A 26,257-nucleotide genomic window follows, 5' to 3' on the forward strand; every position below is an offset into this window, starting at 1 on the left:
TTCAATCCATGAATTAGATTAATTAAGAGAATCATTTAAAGCTTTTTCTTCATTTAGCCACTTTCTGCATTGTTCAATCTTTATTGTAGGGTCAAAACCTTGGTCTTTTCCCATATTTGAAAGCATATCACAAGGGAAAGTATCACATTCTCCACAATGGTTAAGTTCTTTGCTTTCACAGCAAGTCTTAACCTTACATTCACCACCCCAAAATGGGCCTTTCATTTGAGTACATCCTTTACAATTTACTTTCTCTTTTCTTGTACAACTATTACAGAGTACACCACATCTTGATTCAAACATATAAACACTCCTTTTCTAACACTTAAATATATTATAAAATTCTTTTAATTCTTCCTTTTCATCTGAAGATAATTGACTTTTTCTGATGCCTTGAATTGCAGCTTCTAATGAATATAGACGGTTAATACATGCAGAAGCATCAATAGATTTTATTTTTAACCATGCCTGTTTGCTACCTATTTCCTTTAACTGTTCATAGTTTGTGATTCCAACTTGGTTTAATTGACCCTCAACTACAGGACCTATATTTGGCAATTTAGAAAGTTCACCCATCATATCACTCCTTATCTCTTGAATATTCAACAAAATTACTAATCATAATTTATAACTACTGTTCAAAAAACTCCTTTGCATATTCTACAACACCAGATACTTCTTTCAACCCATTGTCTAGTAGTTCTATAGCCATAAAATTTTCATCTGGTACTTCAAATGGAGCTTTTATATTAAACTTACTTGCCACTTGATAGCCAAACTTAGGATAATATTTGTCATGACCTAAAACTACACAACCTTTATATCCTTTTGACTTTGCAATTTTATGTCCTTCTTCAATTAACTTTGAACCTATTTTTTTACCTTGAACATTAGGAGAAACTGATACTGGTGCTAGTGCAAGTAGTACATTATTTTTAACCTTTATTTCTGTAAATAGAATATGGCCAACTATATTTCCATCGTCTTCAGCTACAAGTGAAAGTTCTGGAACAAAGCTAGTACTATTTCTTAATCGATTAACAAGGTTTTGTTCATCATGGTCAGAAGATTCTTCATTTGCAAATGCAGACTTAACAACTTCATATACTTTATTTTTGTCACTGGCTTTTTCTTGTCTAATTATCATTTTAATTTATCCTCCTGTGGATTAAGGCTAATTCTAGAAAATAAAATAGCAATGTACTATAGTCTTATCACTAGTTTTATCATCTTTTATTATAACTTTGCTCTTTTACAATTCGTATAAAATATAAATAATCTTTTCTTCTTCTCCTTCTTTTTATTTACAATTATTTACCAATTTAGTAATTTGTTTTCAGTCATATTATTAGATTGAATTTCATTTATACATATTATATTTTATATTAATAAACAAGGGAAGAGTAGATACTAAAAATAGGTGAATTTTTAGAAGTAAGTATCGATTTCCCATGTTTGTTCCATAATTTCTTTTTTTAAAGATTATAAATAATATATTTGAATTACTTATCATATATACTTTATTTATTATAATACAAAAGGGTGACGCCATCTTGTCATATATACTTTTATTATAATATTAAGATATAACATCATTTTTTCTAAAGTTTCTCTTAGCGATTTCAGAAAATATTATAGTAGTAGCAAATGCAACACATATTGTAACTATAGTATCGTTAACATTTAAAGCAGATTGCTTTATAATACCCATAGCACTTCCTAACATAGAGTATGGGAAAAATATTCCAATAGAAGGTTGTGCTACTAGTAAGCCCATTCCAAATAGAGAAAGGCAAAGACTGATACCAATAGGAGTAGCAAAACTTCTAATCTTTATAGATAGGTATAGTTGTATAGAAGCTATTGAAATGGAAATAATCCAACCCTTAACAATCCAGCCAGCAAGTTCATTAGGTACACTTTGGGAAAATCCAATCATATTTCCAGCAACTATGTAAAAAATAACAAAAACAATTTGAGTAATAGCTGTAAGTATTGAAATAACTATAAGCTTAGATAAAAAAATATTTTTTAAATTGATTGGAAGTGTCATTACATTATTCCAATTATGATTCATATGTTCAAGTCTACAAACATAGGCACAAAAGATTGCTATTAATATAGGAAAGAAAAACTCACCATAAAATAGACTAACTTGAGTCCACAAGCTATACCATTCTTTCTTAAGGACACCTTGATTTAGATAAAAGTTTCCAGAACCAATTAGCACACTTATAAGTGGCAAAGACAATAATATATACCATATAAAAGAATTTTTTAACTTTAGGATTTCTCCCAGAACTGATTTTCTTAACATTTAAATCCCTCCTATATTTCCTTATTTAATAAATGATTTTTTCCAATATAATAAATTAACATTCCAACAAAGAAGATTAAAACAGTCATTGAAAAATTCATATTTACTTTGTAAACTGATGAACCAAGGGCAGTGTCATAGGCATAATTTAGAGGCGTTAATTCTATGTAATAAGACCATATAAATAATCTACGAATACCTTGAAAAAATAATCCTGATGTTAAACCTATAAAGCTACCTAACATACCAAGCGTAACAGCAAGCATTTGATTTTGGAATACAGTTGCAACCCATTGGTGCAGTGCTATTATAGCTATACTAACAAGTATTGTGCCTAAGGTATATTTGATAATTAAGGACATGGAAAATGGTTCGATAAAGTCCTTAAAAGATGCAAAACCTAAAATAGCTAATATTTGTAAGAGTATAGATACTGATATTAAAATAGTTGAGCATAAAAATTTAGAAAAATAAATACTATTTAAGGGTGTAGCAGAAGCTTTTAAAAGTTTCCATGTATCTCCTTTATGCTCTATATCGCTTATTCGTGAAGTAATTATTGATATTAAAATAGGAAAAAATAATCCGTTTAAACTTGTAAAACTCATAATCATGTATGAATATTCAAATCCACTTAGCATGTCTGGATTTTTTGTAAGAGCTCTGTTTGAATTCATGATACACCACATTATCTCAACAGCTACAAATAAAAATGTCATCAAAATAATTTTCTTTCTTTTAATCTTATAGAATTCTAAACTAAGATATTTCATTATAAAGTCACCGCCTTGCCAGTAAGTTCAAGGAATATATCCTCTAAGCTCTTTTTATGTTCTTCTATTCTAAACACATCCATATTTGAATGTACAAGTATGTTATTTACTTTAGCTACATCCGTATCTTTTAAATTCTCAATAGTTAAATATCCATCTTGTATAAGTGACATATATCCCTGTGTATTTAAAAGTTTTTGAGCAGATATTGGATTTTGTGTTTTAATAGCAATATGACTTTGACCTTTATCATGAAGTTCTTTTATACTATCTTGAAAAACAAGTTCGCCATGATTTATTATTCCTATTGATGTGGCGATTTGGTCAATTTCACCTAGAAGATGACTGGAAATAAGAACTGTCATACCGTATTTTTCTGGAAGAGATTTTATTAGTTCTCTAATCTCTTCAATTCCAGCTGGGTCAAGTCCATTTGTAGGCTCATCAAGTATCAATAATTTAGGAAACTTCATTATTGCCATGGCAATACCAAGACGTTGTTTCATACCTAGTGAATATTGACTGACCTTCTTATTCTTTTGATTTTCTAGTCTTACTATTTTTAAGGCTTCATGTATATTTTTTTTAGGTAAATCTAAAAGTCTTTGCATAATAGTCATATTTTCAAGTCCTGTCAAATGTCCATAGTATGATGGAGATTCTATCAATGAGCCAATGTCATTTAAGATTGATATCCTGTTTTTATCGTTTAATTCTTTGCCTAAAATACTAATATTTCCTTGTGTAGGCTTTGCAAGTCCAAGTAGCATTTTAAGAGTAGTGGATTTACCAGCACCATTAGGACCTAAAAAGCCATATACAGCTCCTTTTGGGACTCTAAGGTCTAAGTCTTTTACTCTAAATATTTTATTGTATTCTTTTGAAAGTCTGTTTGTCTTAATTATCATTTCCATATGTTTTATCCTCTTTTCTATAATTTAGTATGAATTTTTATGACTTACATATAGCATTGTTTGTAGCTTATATTAATACAATAAAGCACTTACATTTCAGCTAGCTGAAGTTTACCTTACAATAACCTTAAATAGTCTATTGAGGTAAAGTTATAAAAATGGGTATATGATATACTTAGGAAGGGTGATGATTATGGAAACAATAAAGGATAAAAAAATACTTGTGGTTGATGACCATAAAGAATTATTAAAAATGATAGATGAAATCTTAAGAAAAGAGGGATTTAATAGAATTTTTCTAGCATCTAGTTATGAAGAAGCTGTGAGAGTATTTAAAAATATAAAACCAGACTGTGCAATTTTAGATGTAGTGTTGCCAGATGGAGATGGCTTTTCTATTATGAGAAAAATTAGAGAAACGTCTAAGATACCAGTTATTTTTCTTTCTGCAAGAGGAGAGGATGAAGATAGATTGATTGGTCTAGGTTTAGGGGCTGATGATTATATAGTAAAGCCATTTTTACCTAAAGAACTTACTTTAAGGTTAGTAGGTATATTAAATCGTGTATATATTCCTATGAAGGAAGATGAGTTGCCAGTATTTAAACTAGGAGATTATGTTGTTGTAAATTTAAATACTGCATGTGTGAAAAAAGATGGACAAGAAATATCTTTAACTGCTAAAGAACATTCCCTGCTTTTAAAGCTTTATGAAAATAAAGGGCGAATTGTTACTAGTGATGCACTATGTCAAGCTATATGGGGGGATGACATGTATGGGTATGAAAATACTCTTATGGTACATGTTAGGAGAGTTAGAGAAAAGATAGAAGAAGCTCCATCTTCTCCTAAGCATCTTCTTACAGTAAGAGGGCTTGGATATAAGTTAATTATTAATTGATTTATGCCATATGAAGATTTCAAGAGGAGGGATTTAATTTTGGATAGTGTAAAGTATATATTAAGACGATTTATAGGTTCAAGTATCTTGATTTCATTATTTCTAATTATCTTAAACATAGCAGGATTTTTGATATTTTCATATGTAACTTTTGTATACCCATACTCTGGCGAATCAGATACAAGCAATAGTGGAGAAACTAAAGCAAATTTAATGATGCTTGAAGAAAAGTTAACTTTAAAGGATGGTAAGTTTGTCTTGGATGAATCTAGTAAAGAGGTGTTACACAAAAATCAAGCTTGGGCAATGCTAATTGATGATAATGGGGACAGAATATGGGAGTATGATTTACCAAACGAAATACCAAAGCATTATACTTTAACGGATGTAGCTAAGTTTTCAAAATTTTTTTTAAAAGACTATCCTGTGTATGTATGGGAGCATCCTGATGGGCTTCTAGTTACAGGATATCCCAAAGACAAGTACACAAGGTTTAACCTTACTTATACTATTAATGAAATAGACCAATTTCCAAGGTTAATATTAATTATGCTTTTGCTTAATGCAATGATTACTTTTTTAATAGCTTTATTTATAGGATTAAAAATGATAAAATCTATAAAGCCAATTATTACAGGGATGAAGCTTATTTCAAAGGGCGAGCCAGTACTTCTTCAAGAAAAGGGGATACTTAGTGATATTTCAAAATCTATTAACTCTGTATCTAGAGAATTACAGGAAAAAAATGCAAAGCTTAGAAAAAGAGAAGAAGCTAGGTCTAATTGGATTGCAGGAATATCTCATGATATAAGAACACCACTTTCAATGATAATAGGATATGCTGGAGAGCTTGAGGAAAGTAAAAATCTTTCTCAAAGAGAACATGAGCAAGTATATATTATATGTAATCAAGGTATTAAGATTAGGGAATTAGTAAGCGACCTTAACTTAGTCTCTAAATTAGAATACAATATGCAAGCATTAGATTGCGGTAAAATTAGAGTTTCTGCTTTCTTAAGAGAGGTTGTTTCTGATTTTATAAATAATAATTTGGATAATAACTTTTATATTGAGCTTAATATATTGGATGAAGATATTATTATAGATGCAGATAAAAAGTTATTAAAAAGAGCAATTAGCAATTTGATACAAAATAGCATAACTCACAATCAACATGGGTGTAATATAAATGTAGTTTCAAGGTCTGATTTAGATTTTTGCTATATAACTATTGAAGATGATGGAAAAGGTATAAGTAAAGATAAAATTAGTTATTTATTGAAGCATCAATATAATTTGAGTGATGCATATGCTAAAGGTCAGAATCATGGTCTAGGGCTTTTAATAGTAGCAGGTATTATAAATGCACACAAAGGTAAATTAGATATCATAAGTGATAATTGTCAAGGTCTAAAAATAACTTTAAAATTACCACTATTAAAGTAATATTTTATAATGAAATAATGAATAAGCGTGAACAATGAAAATATTTTGAAAATAATTTTATTATTTATTGACAAAAATACTCTATCATAGTAGAATAAATATAAATTCTTTTCTTGTCAAGTTTTATTAAATAAAATAGTAACTTTTGCTTTATGCGCTTAGAGCTAAGTTACTCATGGTATCAAAATTTTCATAGGAATAATATATTTTGGAATTATTGTAAGATTGTTAAACTCTTTAAATAGTTCCCTTTTTTTTAATATTTTTCAATAATACTTAAAATGTTATTGACAAAAATATTCTACTAAAATAGAATTATAATATAGTAGTTTTTAATTTTGAGAAGACGATAATCAGATTTTAAGAGCAGATTTAATTAGAAAAACTTTTATGTAATTATTAGAGAAATATTTTATTATAACTTTGTATTTAGAGCGAAAAAGTATTTTAAATAGACATTTTTTGACCATATAAACTCTACTAAAGTAGAGTTTTGGTGTCTGATTTTTAGTGATATAAAGTATAGATGTCTAGATATGTTGAATTAAATTAGAGCTATAAAGAGCTGTTGAGGAAAAGGTTTGGATTATAAAAGATACAAACGAATATTCAATAAACTAGCAAAATTTAATTATATAAAGTGTAATTATTAAGACTGAGATTACAATATTTAAAATCATAAATTAAGATTGAGATTATAATATTTAAAATCGTAAATGATAGATTATTTTTTTAAAAGCTAGAGAAGCAATAAGTCAAAATTAAAAGAAGTAAGATTACTAAAATATAAATGCTTAAAATTAGAAAGAAAAACTTAAAAGAAGGGAGAGCTACTGAGACAAGTATCCAGAAGTATATAGCTGAGTACAAGACATTTCATAAAACTAAGCAATATAAAGTAATTTTGACACTATTTACATATGTTTATTATGTACAAATAGCTAACTTTAGAATTTAAGATTGAGAAAATCTTATAAAATCACAGTAATTTAAATGAATATAATATCAATTAAATTGATGAAAATTTTACTGTGGATATTGCTTGTCTATATTCTGAGTAGCAAAGGTTTATTATGCCGATAAAAAAGCTGCCACAATCAGAATTGAAGATAATGAAGTTTATATGGAAAGTAGATTCCAAAATAACATCAAAAGATATTATTTTAGCTATGGAGCAAAAATATCAATGGAAGCAAACGACAACTTTAACTATTTTATCTAGATTAGTAGTTAAAGGATTTTTAAATTCTAAAAAGGTAAATAAATATACACAATATGAGATTTTAATTGATGAAAAATATTACTTGAATGTTGAAACAAGAGAATTTTTTAGGAATATTCACGATTCCTCTATAAAAAGTTTATTATTATCACTGCATGCAGATGATAATATAAGTGAAGAGGATATACTTTTTATTGAAGCGTGGTTAAGAAGTATTAAAGAAAAATAAGAAAAGAAGATTAAAGAAAAATAGTAGCTATTTGTAAAATAAAACATGATACCTAAAAATATGAAAACTTATTTTTAGAAATTTTGAGAGCTTGTATAATATAAACCTAAATCATATACAGTATATTTATGATGTATAGTATATTTGTCTTTGGAAAATTATAAATTATAAGTGGATTGTAATATGAACCAAAATAAAATTAAACATGAGTGTAAATTAATGATGGACAATTCTATTAATTCAATATAAAAAGCTACCTTTAGTTATCAATTAAATAACTATATTTAGGGTAGCTTTTTGTATGGAGATTGTAGTTGTGTAAAATACATAATCAAATAATTTTTGTAAATATGACATATAGCTTTCAAGTTTAAATTGATATAATAAAATAATAATAGAAATTAGGGGGTACATTTATGAAATATCAATGTTCATTATTGGCAGTAAATAATGTAGAAGTGTCAAAAAAGTTTTATGGAGAATTGTTTGACCAAAAAGTTGTGTTAGATTTAGGTAGAAATGTAACTTTTAGTGGGGGATTTGCAATACAAGAGGATTTTGCATGGTTAACAGGGCTAAATCCAGATACAGTTGTGCAAAAATCACACAATATGGAACTTTATTTTGAAGCTGATGATTTTGATAAATTTATTGAAAAACTTAAATCATATAAAGATGTAGAGTATGTTCATCAACCACTAAAATATGAATGGCAACAGAGGGTAGTGCGTATTTATGACCCTGATAAACATATTATCGAGGTAGGAGAATCTATGGAAGTTATAGCTAGAAGATATTTAGATGAAGGGTATTCTGTAGAAGAAGTTTCTAAGATTATTCAACATCCAATTGAATTTGTGGAGGAATGTAAAAAAAGTGAATAATTTTGATACTAGTATTTTCAGATTAAAAATAAATCAAAAGTGGTGATTAAAATTGTATGAAAGAATGTTGAATAAAAGTGTCATGCCATCAGAAAAAGAGATTTCTGAGTATGTGGGCAAAAATCATTTTAACCTTATTTTGTATCTTGAGAATTTATTAGATAAAAAATATGATTTACGTAAAGAATTAAGATTTCCTTTTGGAAATAATTATGGCTGGGGATATAAGTATTCACATAAAACAATGCATCTATTTTATGTGTTTTTTGAGAAAGATTGCTTTACAGTAACTATTCAAATTGGAAGTAATGATGTAGATAAGCTATTAGATATACTGGATAACTTATTGCCAAAGACAAATGAATTTTGGGATAAGCGATACCCTTGTGGAAGTGGAGGATGGATAAATTATAGAGTGGAGAATGAGAAAGAGCTTGATGATATTTTAAAGATTATTGAAGTTAAAAAAAAGCCTCCTAAAAATTTAAAAAAAGTTTAGGTAGTTAGGAGCTTAATGATTAACAGGATTAGGATAATAAATGAGAGTAACTATAAGATAGTAAGTCAATAAGAATTAAGATAATAAGTAAATATAATTAGAATAATAAATAAATTGAGAATAGCTCATATAAAATAATAGTATTTGACAGGGTTAATAAAGTATATTAAAATAAACGGATATTTATAGGCAAGAGTATTGAGATAAAACGTATACTAGAAAAATAAACTATACTTTAAAATGAGTTAATACTCACAGTATTTTGAGATATAGTTGACTTTTAAAGTATAAGCATATTATAGAACTCTTGTATAAATATGTATCAGTTAAATATTATTATAAAGGAGTGATTAATATTAAAGCAAAAGAACTTTATAAAAAGCTAGACATAGAATTTGATATTAAAAATATTGATGATGATTGGAGTTTTATGAATTTTGAAAATGATTTTATTACTCCAGAATTTAAGAAAACAAAAATAAGCAGTCAGTAAAAATTTGTGTTTACTGACTGCTTATTTTATTGTTTTTAGAATAGTATCTTAATTAGCTTTATAATGTAGTGTCGTAATGCTCTCTGGAGAGTTTAAAAAATTGTCGCAGAGTTAGATTCTTTTAGTTATTCCAAAGTTCATGTCTATTTGCTTCTTTATTTGTTCATATTTTATAACTAACATATATCAAAGCTATTTTTACTACTCCTCTCTAGAATACTTATTTTTCGATGTTTTTTTATAGTATTATTATGATAAACTATATTTTATAAGTATTTATTTTAAATTATTATAAATATTAATTTTAAAATAATAGAATTATTATATTTATGAGAATAAATGGTATAATAAAAGGTAAAGTGTCAAATATCCGCTAAATTAAATAGATTAATTAGTATATACATTAAAATAGGAACAATTTAAATAAATAATAATTTATAAGGAAAGGAAAGATAGAATGATATTTACGAAAAGTAATAAATATGACAAAGAGTTCCTCATGAAAAACATGATGGGGCCTAATTGTATAAAAATACTAGAGGAAATGACAAATAAGATAAAATTAGAAAAGGGAATGCGTATTTTAGATTTGGGATGTGGAAGAGGTATATCTTCTATATTTTTAGCAAATGAATTTGATGCAACTGTATTTGCAACAGATTTGTGGATAGAACCAACTGAGAATTATGAAAGATTTAAGGACTTTAACTTAGATAATAAAATATTTCCAATACAAGCAGAGGCACATGAATTACCTTACGCAGAAGGTTTCTTTGATGCAGTAATAAGTGTTCACTCTTATCACTACTTTGGAAACAAAGAAGGTTTTTTAGAAAATCACATATCGCCTCTTGTAAAAGAGGGTGGAATAATTGCAATGGCAATGCCAGGATTAAAACAAGATTTTGTAGATTGTATACCTGATGAACTTATTCCATTTTGGCAAGATAATATGAATTTTCATTCTATCAAATGGTGGAATGAACTTTGGTCAGAATCGGAGTCTGTGATTTTAGAGAAATGTGAAGCTTTAAATTGTCATGAAGAAGCATGGCAAGATTGGTTAAACTGCGATAATTCTTATGCAAAAAATGATAAAAAAATGATGGAAGTAGAAGATGGTAAGTACTTTAATACAATTTCTCTAATAGCTAGAGTTAAATAAAAGTTGGAGTTAGATAAAGATTAGAGTTAGATAAAAATTCAAATACAAAGATAATTATTTAAATACAAAATGATTTTTTAAAGAATTTATACCCAATTGGACTATTTAGGTTGATTGGGTATTTTTATTTTGTAATAATATATTGTAGTTTTTAATTTGAAAAATCAAACTTGATTATTTATTTAAAAGAGACAATACAAGTATTTTATTATGGTGCTGAAAAAGCATAAAAAGTGTAGTAAAGTATTAAAGTATTTGACAAATCCAAGGCTTGCTCTTATACTCAATACAAGTAAGGTACCTTTTTAAAGGACCTATTTGAAAAAAATTATATAATTAGTAAAGTGCATGATTACAAAATTAATAATTAATTTAGGAGGTAAAAATCATGAATGAAACTCAAGATGAAAATTTATTAGAGCAATTTTTTAAAGTACAATCATTACTACATAAATTTCACCTTCAAAATCATAAATCACATGGTTTTTTTAGAGGAACGCATAGAGGTCAAGGAAGAGTATTATCTATGCTAAAAATAAAGCCAGAAATTACTCAAAAAGAACTATCATATTTGCTTGATATGAGACCTCAATCTTTAGGTGAATTGCTTTCAAAACTAGAAAATCAAGGATTTATTACTCGTACCCCTTCAGAAAAAGACCGTAGAGTAATGGTAGTAAGACTAACATCAAAAGGTATGGATGAAATTAATAAAATTGAGCAGGAAGAAGACCCAACTAATAAAATATTCGATATTTTAGAAAAAGAAGAAAAAAGCATTCTAAGTGATATTCTTATTAAGATTACTAATGAGTTGGAGAGAACTATAAAAAATGATGATAATATTAATTTTGATGGGTCGCATATGGGACCACACTCAAGACCATATCCTGGTCAACGCTTAGGTTTTAATGGAAGAGAAGGCTTTGGAATGGGACATATGGATTCACGTCCAAATCCACATGAGAGTTCTCAAGAAGGAAAAGAGTTTTATAGTTCACGTATGGAAGCATTTCAAGATTTTTTTAATAGAGAAGAATTTTTTGAACAAATGATGAAACAGCATCCGGGATTTTTTGAACAGATAGTAAAACAACATCCAGAGTTTTTTAAGAATAAGAGATTTGATGAACAGAATGTATCTAAGGATGAAAAGCATAGCGAAAAGGATATTAATGAAGATTAGAAACTATTTATCTTTCTACTATAAAAATATGTAATCATAGATGAAGCATAGGATTACACTCCATTACAATATGAAATATTTTATAAACTCTTTAATTCTGCAAATATGACGATATAAAAGATTATAAACAGAAAAATTATAAATCTATTGGCATCATAACAAAGACAGTTCGTGAAACTAGAGAAGTATACGAGTTTGTAAAAGAGAATGATGTTGATGTACAATGTATAACAAAAGATGATGACGAGTATATAAACGGTGTGTTAATAATGCCTTCATATCTATCTAAAGGGCTTGAATTTGATGTGGTTATTATATATAATGCAAGCAATAAAAATTATAATAATGAAGATGAAAGGTTGCTCCTTTATACTTGTTGTACAAGAGTTCTTCATGTGCTAAACATATATTATTTAGACGAGATAAGTTCTTTATTAAAACATATTAAAGTAAGATTAAAGTAATACTAAAACGATATTAAAACAACATTAAAACAATATTAAAATAATGTTGAAGTAATATTAAAACAATGAAATTTTAATTCTTATATAATTTTTTTAGGCTTATTATATATTTATTATGTATTTGTAATGAATATTTAGATGAGTATTTTATCATAAAGTTAAAGCCCTTAAAATCCAAAATAGATGTTTTTTAAGGGCTTTTTAGTATATTATTTAACTAGAATTTGTATAGCAGTTAAATAGCTAGAATCTGATATATAAATTCTAAAAAAAATATTAATATAAAAGAGATGGTTATGTTTACTAATAAATAAATTAAAGTCACAAATAATAGACTCATAAATAATTCAATCGTTGGCTATGTTTTATATTACTTATCTTTATTTTGTATCTATTACTTCATGAGCCATCTCTACTAAATCATTCATAGATAAACCTGAGTCTTCAACTATAAATGAGTAATAAACTCCATTTTGTTTCCAACTTAAATACTTATATTCATTAACTTCCACCTCACCTGACCACTCACTAAATGTATATTTACCTGATTTTTCATCAAGTTTATCCTGTTCTGTCATTTTATAACCTTCTGGTACATACTTTTGCTTGAATTCATCATAAGAAATATTTACATCTTTGTACGTATCTACAACTTTTATATTCTCAGAATCTTTTCCAAGTATATTATTTGATGTTTTAAGAGATATTTCATCATTACCATTTTCATACTTGATATTAAGTGATTTTAATTCTCCTAAAATATTACCTTGTTTATCAAGTCCTTTTTCCTTTTCAATATATCCTCCTTTAAATTTATATCCATTACTAAATTCAGAAACTATATTAGGCGCAAATTTAAAGTCTTTTTTTACTTGTTCTGTAGTTGGGACAGATGTATAGGTAGCCTTATTACTTGTACTTGAAAATAGACTAGATATTTCTCCTACTGCAAGAGCTGTTGTACTTAACAGTAGAGTAACAGCCAAAGTTGCAATTAAGCTCTTTTTGAATGATAATTTAAATGGTGATTTATGTGTTTTATTATTAATCATGTTATAATTTTCCTCTCTTTCTGGTAGACTATTTAATGTTTTATTTAATCTATTATGAAAGCTTTCTGGAGCTTTCGGGAATGAATTATTTAACTTGTCTTTGTTCATACTTTACCTCCATATCTTCTAATTTAGTTTTTAATAATTTTCTACCTCTTGATAATCTGCTTTTTACAGTTCCTTGAGGTATATCTAATATTTTTTTAATCTCATCTATTGAATATCCCTCGATATAATAAAGAACTATTGGAATCTTAATTTTTTTAGATAAACCTTGAATAGCAATATATAAATCACTGTAATCATCTTTTTCTTCTACTTTTTTGTTATTGAGAATTTCTTCAAATGGTAGAATATTAAACTGTTTACGCCTTAATGAATTACATTCATTTATGACTATTCTAATCAACCAAGTCTTAAAATATTGTTGTTCTTTCAGTGAGTCTAATTTTTCATATGCTTTTAAAATAGCATTGTTAACAGCATCCTCACAATCTTGGTCGTTTCCTAAAATAGACTTAGATACACGATACAAAGTCTGTTCTGACTCAAGAATATTATTAATAAATGTAGTTTTATCCAATTGTATTCCTACCTTTCCATGCAAATCGTAGCGCTACTTTTTTGCTTTACACTTATTAGATAAAATTTTACTATAAATGGTTCACTTTTTTTAAAATAATTATTTTTAATTGAAGTTTAGGAAATAATTAGATAAATCTACATTTCTATGAAGTAGCACTACTTTTTTGCCTTACACTCATTAGATAAAATTTTACTATAAATGGTTCACTTTTTTTAAAAGTAATTATTTGATAAATTGAAGTCTAGGAAACAGTTTGATAAATTTAAGCAATTTAATAAAAAATTATACATGATAATAAATATGTGCTTTTCTATACAACTTTTTCATGCCATAATTTTCAGGTTTAAAAGTAAGTCAAAACAAATTAAGCTAAGACTAAAATAAATTAAAAATCCTAAGGCTTTGTTATGCATACTATAAGAATCATTTTATTAGTAGAAGCATCTTTAATTTTTTTCATTTTAAAAAGAGAAAATAAAAGAAATTAAAAAAATGCAAAGGTACCTTAAAAATAGTATTGACAAAATTATAAGGTACCTTTATAATTAAAAATAAATAAGGTACCTTAATAAAAACTAAGAAAATAAATTAATAGAAAAAATCGGGTTAATTAGGAGGAGTTAATATGAATTATTACAAAGATAAAAGAGAAGGATTTAGAGGATTTGAAGATTTCGAAATGAGAGGACATCATAAACACCAAGAACATTATGGAGAACATAATAAATATTCGCAACATCATGGTCAAATGGGATATGGAGGTCCTCATAGACATCCATGGAATCATACATGTGAAGGATGTAAAAGATTTGAAATGATGCGTCATGAAAACTTTGGGCCAAGAGGATACGAAGGAAATCATGAACATGCAAGATGCAGAGGTCATGAAGGATTTGGGTCAAGAGGATATGAAGGAAATCATGGCAATAGAGAGTATAGAGGTCATGAGGGATTTGCCCCAGGAGGGTACGAAAGAGGAGAATATAGAGGTCATGAAGGAAGTCATGAGCATAGAGAGTGTAGAAGTCATGAAGGATTTGCCCCAAGTGGTCATGAAAGAAGTTACAGAGAATCTAAAGACAATGAAGAATTTGATGCTAAAAATTATCAAGAAAACAATGAATATCAGAAATACGGAAGATTTGAAAATCAAAATGTAGATGAAAAAATAATGTCTGAAAATAAAGAAGATGCTGAGAAAAATAATATAAAAGAATATGAAAAAATTGATGAATCTAAAACAGCAACTGATGAACAAATAGAATCTGTTCAAAAAAATAATACTAAAGAAGAAATGAAATGTGAAGAAAAAAAATGCGTTGATAAAAAGTAGAATTAGAAATTCAATAAATCAACAAATAAATATTAAAAAATAAACACCAGAATACAAATAAAAACATATTAGATTGACTAAATCAAAAAGGTGACAGCTTTAAAAAGACTGTCACCTTTAATTTTTTATAGCCATTTATTGGTGCAAGTATTTCAATAAATATGGGAGGTAAAGATTATTTTTATTAGCAAGGATAAAAGCCCTATAAATTTGAGTAGACATAAATTACAATTTACATTTTTATGATAACATTTTCTTTACAATTTTTTAGATATATGTTAATATTTAGAAAAATGCATATGTATTCATAAAATAGCCTAAAAACAAATAAAAAAGCTACAAAAGAGAAAACGTATGCAATGAAGAGTCAATAAAGTTAGATTATACTTTATAAATTTGGGAGGATATAATCATGGGAAAATATCAAGAATCAAAAAGAGTTGTAAGAAATTACTTTGAAGCATTAGAAAACGCCAATGGAGATGAAATTAAAAAAATTTTAAAACAGTACATGAGGTCAGACTATGACTGGAGAGGCGTATATCCATTTCGTGAACAAAGAGGAGTTGAAAATGTAGCAGATACATTTTGGAAGCCTTTAAAAAATTCATTGAGTAATATGCAAAGACGACAAGATATCTTTATTGCAGGTACTAATGAAATTGATAACAGTGAGTGGGTAATGAGTATGGGTCATTTTATGGGGCTTTTTGATAATGACTGGCTTGGTATTAAGCATACTCGCAAGATGATTAGCTTAAGATACGCAGAATTTAACTGTGTGCAAGATGGTAAAATTTCCAAGACTGGATTATTTGTAGATATAATTGGATTTATGATTCAGGCAGGTGTCAATCCATTGCCACCACAAACAGGTTCATATTTTGTATATCCAGGACCAATTGACCACAATGGACTACTTTTTGAAGATGCAGACGAAGTAGATGGGGTTAAGACTTTAGCATTAGTCAATAAAATGGTAGATGATTTATCTGAATTAAATGACAGTGGTTCTATGGGATGTCCACCAGAGATACTTGAAAAATCATGGGCTAAAGATATGATTTGGTATGGACCAGGGGGGATTGGAGCTTCTTATACTATACCTAGATATCAAGAACAGCATCAATTGCCATTTAGAAATAATTTAAAAGGAAAGACTTTTAATGGACATGTATGTAGATTTGCAGAAGGAAATTTTGCTTGTTTCTTTGGATGGCCTAACTTAAGCAATATCCCATGTGGAGGATTTTTAGGATTGCCAGGTGGAGAGGTTAAGGCAGATATGCAAGTTGTTGACGTTTACTATCGCAAGGGAGATAAACTTAAAGAAAATTGGGTGTTAATTGATATTCCTTACTGGCTAAAACAACAAGGTCTTGATATTCTTGAAAGAACTAAAAGTATTTTTAATGCTTAATTTTTAATAATTAATTGTGAATACGTATTCAAGAAAGGAATGAGATGCAAATTGAAATATATTGATAAAAATGATGTAAGAGAAAAAGATAAAGAGAAAGTAAAAGCAAAAGAAGTTGATATAAGTGAGCTTAAATTAAGTAATGTTGAAGTAAATAAAGCTAATACAGGTAAAATCAATGAGAATAATACTATTGAAAAAGCTGAAGAAATTACATTGAAGGGAGAAGCAAATATGGAGTCTACAAAAATTTACTATGGAGATTCGCTAGAAGTAACACCTGTTGGAGTAATGGATTATAATGATTTTTCAAATCAAACAAAAAGGGAGCAGAAATTACCTGGATTTGATTCCAAGTATAGAGACTTTATAGACTATATTATGAAAATTACACATAATATTTGGGAAGAAAAAGGTATTGGAGTTATTTATGATACATATCACAATAATGTGACAATGCACTGTGGTTCTTCTAATTTAGTTGGTATAAAAGATGTTATCTCGAATACTCTTCAAACTCTACATGCATTTCCAGATAGAAGGCTGATTGGTCAAAATGTAATATGGTCTAATTTTGGTGCTGATGGTTTTTTGTCTTCTCACCGTGTTTTGTCTACAGCAACTAATTTAGGTGATAGTAATTTTGCTCCAGCAACTGGAAAAAAGATAAATTTTAGAACTGTAATTGATTGTGCTACAACGAATAATAGAATACATGAAGAATGGCTAGTTAGAGATAATCTATGGATTGTTACTCAGTTAGGGTTAAATCCTCAAGAAGTGGCAAAAAGTATGGCAAAGGCAAGTGCATCTAAAGTATTGAGCTTACAATCAACTTATGGTATTTGTGAGTCTATGGATGGCCAATTTATGCCAGCAAAGTATCAAGCTAAAGATGATTCTGTTGGTGAAATGATGCTTGAGATGACAAGTCGTATTTACAATTATAAATATATAAATGAAGTTAAAAAATATTATCACGATAATGCAGTAGTACATTTCATATGTGATAAAGATTTAAATGGTTATGATGAGATTCAAGGAATGATTGTAAGTTTACTTGCTTCAATTCCAAATGGAAGTTATGAAGTAGAAAGAGTAACTTGTAATCAAAAGGAAAAAAATGAAGGGTATGATGTATCTGTGAGATGGAGATTACGTGGAATAAATGAAGGCATTGGATTTTTTGGACAACCTTCTGGAAAACATGTGGAGGTAATGGGAATTAATCATTATCATGTACTACAAGGTAAGGTAAAGGAAGAATGGATGACTTTTGATGGTATGGATGTTTTGAAGCAGATGTATATGGGTGTAGAAGAGTAAATGGGTTTATAGTATAAACATCTTTAGAAATTATATAAGTAAATATTCTTGTTATAAAGATTGAACAAGAAATATGTATAGAATTTAAACAAGAAATGTATATAAAACTTAAATAAGAATTATGTATGAAAAGTAAAAATTGAAAGTTTTAGGGATAGTATGCTTAACAGTAAGGGAGGGGTAATTATGAACAATATGAAAACAACAGATGTGATAGAAAATGATATTATACTAGGAAAAGATTATTCGAATCTAAAAAGGGGAATTGCATTTTTTTCCATTGCATTAATATACTTTTTTTATTGCTATAATTTTATGGTAGGTACTTTTATTAAACCAACAATGATTTATACTTTGGCAGAAGGCGGGTTTGGTTTTTCATTAAAACAGACAGAAGAAATATTTGCTGTCATGTCCTTTGGTACAATTCCAGGTACATTCATTTTTGGAGTGATTTCTACAAAGCTTGGTAAAAAGAAAACTTTAATTAGTGTAGCTTTATTAATTGGGTTGACAACTTTTATTCCAATGTTATCTCCTACAAATATTATATTGTGGAAAATTGCACGTTTATGTACAGGGGTAGTATTGGGTGGTGTATTTGGAACAGCGATGCCTCTAGTTGCGGATATGTTTCCAAGTAAATATCGTGGTAAGTTAGCTGCTGTATTAACTGCTTTATTTTCGCTAGCCATGATTTTTGGCGGGAAAGTGTATGGATTTTTAGGTGATGCAAATTGGCAAATATTAATGTATACTGCGATTATACCACCTATAATTGGAGCTATTTTAGCATTTTTCTTTGTACCAGATGATTCAGAGTATACAAAAGAATTGGTTAAAAAAGGAAAAGAAACAGGTGAAAAAATTAGCTATGTAAGTATGTATAAGGGGAAATATTTGTGGATTGGATTAGGAACAATTATTTTATCAGGTGCTAATTTTACAGCATACTCAGCATTTTCAAACAATGCAACTACATATTTGGTAACAGGAATGGGAATGACAGCAGCAGTAGCAGGTTCTATATATAGTTTACAAGGAATTGGGCAGTTAGTAGGATATTTATTCTGGGGTTCAATAGCAGATAAATTTGGAAGAAAAGTACCTTTTATAGGTATGGCATTAGCGGCAGTATTTGTCTTTATATATACAAAACTAGGAGGAAATAATACAACAGCATTTTATATGATATCAGTATTATTAGGTATTGCTGTTGGATATTCTGGAGCATGGGGAGCATACTATACAGAATTATTCCCAAGTAAATATCGTTCATTGTCCTCGGGAATGTCATTCAATGGAGGAAGAATTATATCTACATTTGCAATCCCTGCAATAGCTGGTACAGCTTCAGGGGCTTTAGGTATGACAACTATTTTTTATATATCAACAGCAGTATTTGTAGCAGGTGCTATTGTATGGCTGTTCTTACCAGAAACATTAAACAAGAAAGAATAGAATTCTAAGAACTATTTTGTTAGTTAGAAAGGGGTGGCTTATGATTTCAGTAATCGATGTGTGTATTATAGTAGGATATTTGCTATTAATGTTGGTTATTGGTTATTATTCAGGAAAAGATAATAAAAATCAAGAAGATTATTTCTTAGCAGGTAGGTCAATGCCATGGATTCCAATTGCTTTGTCAGTTGCTGCTACTATGATTAGTGCTAATGGATTTATAGGGGGTCCTGGATGGGCATATATGGATGGAATGTATCCAGTGATGGTTAACATTACAGTCCCTTTAGCAATATTTTTTGCACTGAGCATTACCACCCCAGTTATTTATAGATTAAAAATAACATCTGTATATGAATATATGGGACTTCGTTTAGGCAATTATTCAAGAGGATTAACTATTATTCAATTTTTTATCAATTCATTGATTCAAGCAAGTTCTATGGTGTATATACCAGTACTTATTATTCAGATAATCACTGGTTGGTCACTTTATATTTTGGTTCCAATAGTTGTATGTGTAGCAATTATATATACACTACTAGGGGGAATTAAAGCAGTTATATGGACTGATAGCATTCAAATGGTAGTAGTAATAAGTGCTGTATTTATAGTAATTATGACAGCACTAAAAGGAATGAATCTCGGTTTTTTTGATACATTGCAAATTGCACAACAGAGCGGTAAATTAAATACATTTGATTTTAGTATGGATATTTCAATTACAAATACTTTTTGGGCTACTCTGATTGGTGGAACTGTAATGTGGATAAGATATTTCTGCTTTGACCAATCTCAAGTTCAAAGAGTTTTGACATCTAAATCTTTAAAAGATGCCAAAAATTCTTTTGTAGTTAGTGCATTTGTTATGAATTTAGCTTACTATTTTATGTTATTAGTAGGAGTGATTTTATTTGTTTATTATAAGGGAAGAGCATTTGAAACTACAAATGAAATAATGATTACTTTTATTTTGAATGAACTTCCAGTAGGGGCAATTGGAATTATTATTGCTGGTGTATTTGCAGCAGCGATGTCTAGTATTGACTCTATATTAAACAGTATGACAACTGTTTTTACAAAGGATATTTATGAGTTTTATTTTAAAAAAGATAATGAGGAATCGTCATTAAAAGTCACGATGATTATAACAATGATTATAGGTATTGTTATGACAGGTTTTATTATTATGGGATTTGGAGGAAGCATCAAATCAATTATTGACCTTGTTGGTAACTATATTTCATATTTTGCTGGTCCAGCTACAGGTGCATTTATATTGGCTATGTTTACGTACAAAGCTCATGATAAAGGGGTCTCTATTGGTTTCATCATAGGATTAGTTTTAGGCTTTTTTATTTCTAATAAATATAATGTGAGTTGGTTGTGGAATCCAGCAATAGGTGCTACAATAACATTAATATTTGGATATATTTTTAGTATCATTTTAAAGAATAATCATAATATAGAAGATATTAAAAAATATACTGTATTTGGTATGAGAAAAGAACTTATTTCGCAAGGAATAGATAAAGTAGATGGAGTATCTGTATTGCCATTTTCTTTAGGGAAACAAGAGTTAATTGTGTTAGTTTTTTTCGTTGTCCAATATATAATCTTATTTTTAATACAATTTTAATAAGAAATGTAAGATGTTTAAGAAGAAGTAAAAGATGCTAAAAAGAAATACAAGATATTTAAGGAGAAATACTAAATGAATCAAAAGAAAGTTCATTATAATAAATCGGCTACTTCAAAAGATGTTGCAAAACTAGCAGGAGTATCGCAGTCATCAGTTTCAAGAGCATTTGGTAGTGCAAATGGAAAAGGTGTAAAACCTGAAGTAAGAGAAAAAATTTTCCGTGTAGCAGATGAAATTGGTTATGTTCCCAATTTAGTTGCAAGAGGAATGATTAGTGGCAAAACAAATGTTATAGGATTGATAGTTGGTGATAATCTAGGTCCATTTTACAACAGAATTATTAACTTATTTGTGGAAAAGATTCAAGAAATAGGTAAACAGTGTCTTGTTTTTAAGGTTCCTAGACAAGAAAGAATAGATAATATAATTTCAAGAGTAATTCAGTTTCAAGTGGAAGCTGTGATTATTACAGCTTCAGCTATGAATAAGGTAATGGCTGAGACATGTGAAGAAAATAATATTCCTGTGATTCTTTTTAATCGTTTTATACCAGGTATAAAAATAAGTACGGTCTATGTGGACCCAATTGAAGGTGGAGGAATGGCTGCTGAATACCTAATTGATAGGGGACATAAAAATATAGGATACATTCAATTTACAAGAGAAACAAGTGAGGAAATGGAAAAGAAAATTGGATTTTATTCTAAATTAAGACAAAACGGAATTCACAACCTTAAAGAAGAGTCTGCAAATTATGATTATGATTCTGGATATGAAGCTGGAAAGAGAATGCTAGCATTATCAAGTCCTCCAACAGCAATTTTTTGCACAAGTGATTTGATAGCTATGGGTGTAATGGATGCTGCAAGATTTGAGTATAAATTGAAGATACCAGAGGATTTATCAGTAATGGGATATGATGATATTCAGATGGCTTCATGGAAAAGTTATAGTTTAACAACGATTAGACAACCATTAGACTTATTAATTGGAAAAACGATTAATATACTTAAAATTTTATTAGAGGAAGATGATTGTGAGCCAGTAGTTGAAATGCTTAAGCCTGAATTGATTGAAAGAGATTCTACAGTTTAGTATAAAATTATATTAAAGATATGCTAATAATGTATAAACAAGAAAAGTATTCTTCAAATTCAAAATGGAGAATACTTTCTTGAATACTTGTAATTAATTCAGTAAATATATATTTATAGGATATTTTTTTATTTATATTATATTATTTGTTTAATAAGAGTCTTAATTTATTAAGTACAGATAATTTTATACCACCACCTACTTGATATACCTTTTCTGAGTTCTTTTTATCTAATATATTTTCTTGTTCTTTATTTAAACTATTTGTGGCTATTACAACTGGCATATTTTCCTTTGATGCAAATGGGCCTACTGATAAAGCATCAATCAGATTATTTTCCTTAGCTAATATCACACCATTTATGCTATTATCTTTATAGAAACGTTCAATAACACGAGCATTAGTTTCTTGTCTGTCATTTCCAGCAATTCTGTTTTTTGAGACATCATTTGAAGTTATATTATTAATTTGCTCTATAGCTTTCTGAGAGATTTTAGTTTCCCCACCTATAAAGTAAGAAGTTTTTACTTTTTTAGATTTAATATAATCATATGCGTCTTTATCTAATCCATCTTTTTGTGTAAGTATTATAGGAGAGTTATTTTTTCCTGCTACTGATGAAATAGATAGTGCATCAGCTTCTCCATCTCCAGCACTTACATATATTGTATCAATATTGTTATTACCAGACATTTCTTTAGCTATATTTAAAGACGTTTCATATCTTGATTTTCCACCTATTCTTTTTACATTCATAGATTTATTAACACCTTTTAGTTGGTTAACGACTGAATTAGAGATTGAAGCCTCTCCACCTACAACTATTATATTAGATGCTTTTAATCTTTTAATTTCATCCATTGTTGATTTATCTACATTACTTCCATTAGAAAGTAGCATTGGTGCATTTTTTGTATTTGCAAGTGGTGTAGCTGATAATCCGTCTACTAAGTGCTTATCAGTACCATTTACAAGTATTACAGTATTTGAAGTTTTCCAGCCTTCTTTAGATACTTTTACTGCTGTTTCAAATCTGTCATCTCCAGTCATTTTTTTAGATTTTACATTAGTATCTAGATTATCCCATAAATTTACTCTATCTTCAGGAGCTACATACATACCATCATTCTTTGTTATATTATACGTTTTATAGAATTCTTCGAAATTTGATAAGACACGATTTACTCTTAAAGTATTTGGACTATGCTCATCTCCTGTAGAATTCTTTGCATATTCTCTTGTGTATAATCTAATATATGACTCTGCATAACTCTTGAAGAACTTATCATAATTTGGATTTTCCATTTTTGATAAAATTCCCAAGGCAGCTCCTACACCACCTATATCTGCAATATTTTCACCTAAACTTATCTTACCATTTGCTTTTACACCTGGAGCTATTTCCCATCCATCATAGAAATTAACTACATCATTACAACGTTCCTGAAATTCTCTGTAATCATCCTTAGTCCACCAATCATGTTCTTTCCCACTTGAATCATATTTGGCTCCATTGTTGTCAAATGCATGAGAAATTTCATGTCCTATTACTGCACCTATTGCACCTAGATTTTCCTCTCTTGATGCATTTGGGTCATATAAAGGTGCTTGTAAAATACCTGCAGGGAAAGTCATTGCATTATCATACATTCCATACACTGCATTTACAGTAAATGTTGCTAGTCCAAATCTATCTTTTGGTATTACTTTACCTGTATTTTCAGCATCTTTTTTTAGACGTGCAAGTTTAAAAGCAGTTATATTATCAAAATGATTTCCACCATCTTCTTTACTTTTAATGTCTACATTTTCTGCATCAGATTCCCATTTATCAGGATATCCAACGACAAATGTCATTTTATCAAGTTTTTTTATAGCTTCTTTTTTGGTAGTTTCACTCATCCAGTCAAGTTTTTTAATTCTTTCTTTATATAATTCTACAAAAGATTTAACCATATCTTCAACGTCTTTTTTTGATTTTTCAGGAAAATATTTCTCTACAAATAATTTTCCAATATATGAACTGAACTTTTCAGATGTTAATGCTGCTGCATCTTTTTCAGTTATTTTACTTTGCGAAGCATCTGCACCAGGATTAGCATTGTCAGTCCAAACATTTAGATATTTTTGGTCTAAAAATTGTGCATTTTCTTCAGACAGTTTTATTTTAAAAAGAGTTTTTAAAGCTTCTAAATTATTATTAGTGTATGCCTTATTAAATAGTTCTAAATCTTTTGGATTCATTACCTTGATTTCTTTAGGAAGATTAGTATAGCCAGCAGCAGTAAGTGTTTTAGACAATTCTAAATTTGGCATTTTTTCTTCTATCTCTTTTAAAGTCATCCTCTTGTCAACACCTTCTTCACCTCCAGATACTTTTTTTACAAAATTTATATACTCATCAACATGCTTACTAGCTTGTGCCTCACTTTCTCCACTTAAAATTAACAGCTTTTTAAAAAATGTTTTGCTATTTTCTATTGTCTCATCATTTGAATATGAACTAAATAAATGTGTATCAGCCATTGTTCCTATATATAAAGCATACTTTGCTTCATCTACATTATCTTTCATTAAAAAAAGACCAACCGAACCACCAGTTCCTATTTCTTCAAGTGATTTTTTTTGAATATCACTAAGTTCTTTTACATTCTTTGCTTTATCTATAGCATCAAGATATTTTTTTATTGGTTTATTTCCAAGTTCATTTCTGCTTTTCATGTCTAGTATATTAAGGTAGAAATCTTTAATCTTTTGTTCTTCACTACCTTTTTTATGATTTCCTTCTACTATCTTTTTAATAATGTCATTAATTTTTTTTGTATTCTCATTTTCAATATCAACATAACCACCAGATACTGTTTCGTCACTTGGAAGTTTTGATTCCTCTAAAGCCTTTTTATTTACAAAATTATAAAAATCATCTTTTGGATTACTACCTTTAAATGCCCAGATACGTCTAACCATAGTGTCAACTTCTCCTACAGTCATAACATCACTACCATGAAGTTTTTTGTCTTTAGTGTTAACCATAACTCCACCATTTATTAAGTTGTCTATATCAGACTTAGCAGAAGCAGGTATATCTGTAAAACTTACATTTTTCTCTGCCACTCTTTCATTTTGACCTTTTGGAGCGGATAAAGTTCCAAAAGCTCTACTTATCATGATAAGACCATCTAGTCTATTAACTTTTTGATTTTCTTTATTTTCGTATCCAGACATGATTTTCTTTTTATCTATATTAGAATTATATGATTTAGCTGATTGTAAAAGAAAATCAGCTAGTTGACTATATGTAGTACTACTAGTTTTAATTTCTTTTCTACTTTTAGGTTGTGCTGTTTTTTCAGATTTTTCTATATTGGTATTACCTTGAGCAGTTTCTTGTGCCTGAGCAACTCCTGTAACAAGTGTAGTCATAACCATTCCTGTAGATATAATTTTTGCATTTAATTTTTTATTCATGATATGTTCCCCTTCTCATATGTATTATTTATGTGTTTAACATTTAAAATTTACTTTTCATTAGTGTCTTATATATTAGTCTATTGGTATTTATATACAAAACAATATCATAGTAATGTTAACCGTATGTTTACAGGAAGATAATTACAGTAAGGTAAAATTTTTGTGACGAATACTCAAAAAAATTTGCTAGCTTTTATGAGAAAAATGTATTGTTTATTTAAAAAGATATCAAAAACAAAAAAATAGAAAGTAAATTTAAATCAATAAGGTTAGTAGAGTCAATATTTAATAACAGAATGAAAGATAATAAACAAAAAAATAATAAAGAGGTTGTAAGTAAATTTGTTTCTACACAAATCTACCTACAGCCTCAATAC

The 26,257-nt window shown here is 28.4% G+C and carries 25 protein-coding genes; 16 read left to right on the forward strand and 9 right to left on the reverse strand.

Annotated elements, in window-relative coordinates; translation table 11 throughout:
- Nucleotides 1-18 precede the first annotated feature (18 nt).
- From KGF41_RS13025 to KGF41_RS13050, 6 genes are all read right to left on the reverse strand, one after another.
- The gene (locus KGF41_RS13025; protein ID WP_227828718.1) at nt 19-303 is read right to left on the reverse strand and encodes a DUF3795 domain-containing protein; all 285 of its coding nucleotides are present in this window, start codon (nt 301-303) and stop codon (nt 19-21) included.
- Nucleotides 304-318: 15 nt separating this feature from the next.
- The gene (locus KGF41_RS13030) at nt 319-576 is read right to left on the reverse strand and encodes a TfoX/Sxy family protein (RefSeq protein WP_227828717.1); all 258 of its coding nucleotides are present in this window, start codon (nt 574-576) and stop codon (nt 319-321) included.
- A gap of 55 nt (nt 577-631) precedes the next feature.
- Complete coding sequence (locus tag KGF41_RS13035) at nt 632-1,147, reverse strand: GNAT family N-acetyltransferase (protein ID WP_255611422.1); 516 nt, start codon at nt 1,145-1,147, stop codon at nt 632-634.
- 432 nt (nt 1,148-1,579) lie between these two features.
- The gene (locus KGF41_RS13040) at nt 1,580-2,317 is read right to left on the reverse strand and encodes an ABC transporter permease (RefSeq protein WP_227828716.1); all 738 of its coding nucleotides are present in this window, start codon (nt 2,315-2,317) and stop codon (nt 1,580-1,582) included.
- An 11-nt stretch (nt 2,318-2,328) separates the two neighbouring features.
- Entirely contained in the window at nt 2,329-3,090 is a 762-nt protein-coding gene (locus KGF41_RS13045; protein ID WP_227828715.1) for an ABC transporter permease, read from the reverse strand.
- Nucleotides 3,090-4,004 carry an ABC transporter ATP-binding protein gene (locus KGF41_RS13050; RefSeq protein WP_227828714.1) on the reverse strand — a complete coding sequence of 305 codons (915 nt, stop codon included), beginning with the start codon at nt 4,002-4,004 and terminating at the stop codon, nt 3,090-3,092. Before KGF41_RS13050 ends, KGF41_RS13045 begins: the two co-directional genes overlap by 1 nt.
- A gap of 193 nt (nt 4,005-4,197) precedes the next feature.
- Between KGF41_RS13050 and KGF41_RS13055 the strand changes: the two genes are divergently transcribed.
- The 10 genes from KGF41_RS13055 to KGF41_RS21140 all read left to right on the forward strand — a co-directional run bounded on the left by KGF41_RS13055 (nt 4,198) and on the right by KGF41_RS21140 (nt 12,493).
- Nucleotides 4,198-4,905, forward strand: coding sequence for a response regulator transcription factor (locus KGF41_RS13055; RefSeq protein WP_227828713.1), 708 nt, complete (start codon nt 4,198-4,200; stop codon nt 4,903-4,905).
- Between the two features lie 39 nt (nt 4,906-4,944).
- Nucleotides 4,945-6,351: a sensor histidine kinase gene (locus KGF41_RS13060; RefSeq protein WP_227842712.1), complete on the forward strand. Its 1,407-nt coding sequence runs from the start codon at nt 4,945-4,947 to the stop codon at nt 6,349-6,351.
- Between the two features lie 790 nt (nt 6,352-7,141).
- Nucleotides 7,142-7,309: a hypothetical protein gene (locus tag KGF41_RS13065; RefSeq protein ID WP_227842711.1), complete on the forward strand. Its 168-nt coding sequence runs from the start codon at nt 7,142-7,144 to the stop codon at nt 7,307-7,309.
- Nucleotides 7,310-7,424: 115 nt separating this feature from the next.
- Nucleotides 7,425-7,802, forward strand: coding sequence for a BlaI/MecI/CopY family transcriptional regulator (locus tag KGF41_RS13070; RefSeq protein WP_227842710.1), 378 nt, complete (start codon nt 7,425-7,427; stop codon nt 7,800-7,802).
- Between the two features lie 416 nt (nt 7,803-8,218).
- The gene (locus KGF41_RS13075; RefSeq protein WP_227828710.1) at nt 8,219-8,686 is read left to right on the forward strand and encodes a VOC family protein; all 468 of its coding nucleotides are present in this window, start codon (nt 8,219-8,221) and stop codon (nt 8,684-8,686) included.
- A gap of 52 nt (nt 8,687-8,738) precedes the next feature.
- Complete coding sequence (locus KGF41_RS13080) at nt 8,739-9,185, forward strand: DUF3788 family protein (RefSeq protein WP_227839773.1); 447 nt, start codon at nt 8,739-8,741, stop codon at nt 9,183-9,185.
- A gap of 346 nt (nt 9,186-9,531) precedes the next feature.
- Nucleotides 9,532-9,678: a hypothetical protein gene (locus tag KGF41_RS13085; protein WP_227828708.1), complete on the forward strand. Its 147-nt coding sequence runs from the start codon at nt 9,532-9,534 to the stop codon at nt 9,676-9,678.
- A gap of 457 nt (nt 9,679-10,135) precedes the next feature.
- Entirely contained in the window at nt 10,136-10,843 is a 708-nt protein-coding gene (locus KGF41_RS13090; RefSeq protein ID WP_227856722.1) for an SAM-dependent methyltransferase, read from the forward strand.
- A 388-nt stretch (nt 10,844-11,231) separates the two neighbouring features.
- A complete protein-coding gene (locus KGF41_RS13095) occupies nt 11,232-12,029 on the forward strand; it encodes a MarR family transcriptional regulator (protein WP_227842709.1) in 798 nt (265 codons plus the stop codon).
- A gap of 269 nt (nt 12,030-12,298) precedes the next feature.
- The gene (locus KGF41_RS21140) at nt 12,299-12,493 is read left to right on the forward strand and encodes an ATP-binding domain-containing protein (RefSeq protein ID WP_413840943.1); all 195 of its coding nucleotides are present in this window, start codon (nt 12,299-12,301) and stop codon (nt 12,491-12,493) included.
- 380 nt (nt 12,494-12,873) lie between these two features.
- On the opposite strand, the gene KGF41_RS13105 is transcribed toward KGF41_RS21140, so the two are convergent.
- Together KGF41_RS13105 and KGF41_RS13110 are read right to left on the reverse strand one after the other, a co-directional pair.
- Nucleotides 12,874-13,653 carry a hypothetical protein gene (locus KGF41_RS13105; RefSeq protein ID WP_227828705.1) on the reverse strand — a complete coding sequence of 260 codons (780 nt, stop codon included), beginning with the start codon at nt 13,651-13,653 and terminating at the stop codon, nt 12,874-12,876.
- Nucleotides 13,631-14,128 (reverse strand): RNA polymerase sigma factor, encoded by a 498-nt coding sequence (locus KGF41_RS13110; protein ID WP_227828704.1) that lies wholly within the window; start codon nt 14,126-14,128, stop codon nt 13,631-13,633. Before KGF41_RS13110 ends, KGF41_RS13105 begins: the two co-directional genes overlap by 23 nt.
- A 628-nt stretch (nt 14,129-14,756) precedes the next feature.
- Here KGF41_RS13110 and KGF41_RS13115 point away from each other — a divergent pair.
- From KGF41_RS13115 to KGF41_RS13140, 6 genes are all read left to right on the forward strand, one after another.
- Nucleotides 14,757-15,464: a hypothetical protein gene (locus KGF41_RS13115; RefSeq protein WP_227856723.1), complete on the forward strand. Its 708-nt coding sequence runs from the start codon at nt 14,757-14,759 to the stop codon at nt 15,462-15,464.
- Nucleotides 15,465-15,876: 412 nt separating this feature from the next.
- Nucleotides 15,877-16,884, forward strand: coding sequence for a nuclear transport factor 2 family protein (locus KGF41_RS13120; RefSeq protein ID WP_227828702.1), 1,008 nt, complete (start codon nt 15,877-15,879; stop codon nt 16,882-16,884).
- Nucleotides 16,885-16,935: 51 nt separating this feature from the next.
- Complete coding sequence (locus KGF41_RS13125) at nt 16,936-18,210, forward strand: ester cyclase (protein ID WP_227828701.1); 1,275 nt, start codon at nt 16,936-16,938, stop codon at nt 18,208-18,210.
- A gap of 186 nt (nt 18,211-18,396) precedes the next feature.
- Complete coding sequence (locus tag KGF41_RS13130) at nt 18,397-19,671, forward strand: MFS transporter (RefSeq protein WP_227828700.1); 1,275 nt, start codon at nt 18,397-18,399, stop codon at nt 19,669-19,671.
- A gap of 40 nt (nt 19,672-19,711) precedes the next feature.
- Nucleotides 19,712-21,310 carry a sodium:solute symporter gene (locus KGF41_RS13135; RefSeq protein ID WP_227856724.1) on the forward strand — a complete coding sequence of 533 codons (1,599 nt, stop codon included), beginning with the start codon at nt 19,712-19,714 and terminating at the stop codon, nt 21,308-21,310.
- A 75-nt stretch (nt 21,311-21,385) separates the two neighbouring features.
- Complete coding sequence (locus tag KGF41_RS13140) at nt 21,386-22,408, forward strand: LacI family DNA-binding transcriptional regulator (protein ID WP_227842704.1); 1,023 nt, start codon at nt 21,386-21,388, stop codon at nt 22,406-22,408.
- Between the two features lie 142 nt (nt 22,409-22,550).
- On the opposite strand, the gene KGF41_RS13145 is transcribed toward KGF41_RS13140, so the two are convergent.
- A complete protein-coding gene (locus KGF41_RS13145) occupies nt 22,551-25,877 on the reverse strand; it encodes a cell wall-binding repeat-containing protein (RefSeq protein WP_227828697.1) in 3,327 nt (1,108 codons plus the stop codon).
- Between the last annotated feature and the right edge of the window lie 380 nt (nt 25,878-26,257).

This window comes from Clostridioides sp. ZZV14-6150, from assembly GCF_020657875.1.
In the GTDB taxonomy this organism is placed as follows: domain Bacteria; phylum Bacillota; class Clostridia; order Peptostreptococcales; family Peptostreptococcaceae; genus Clostridioides.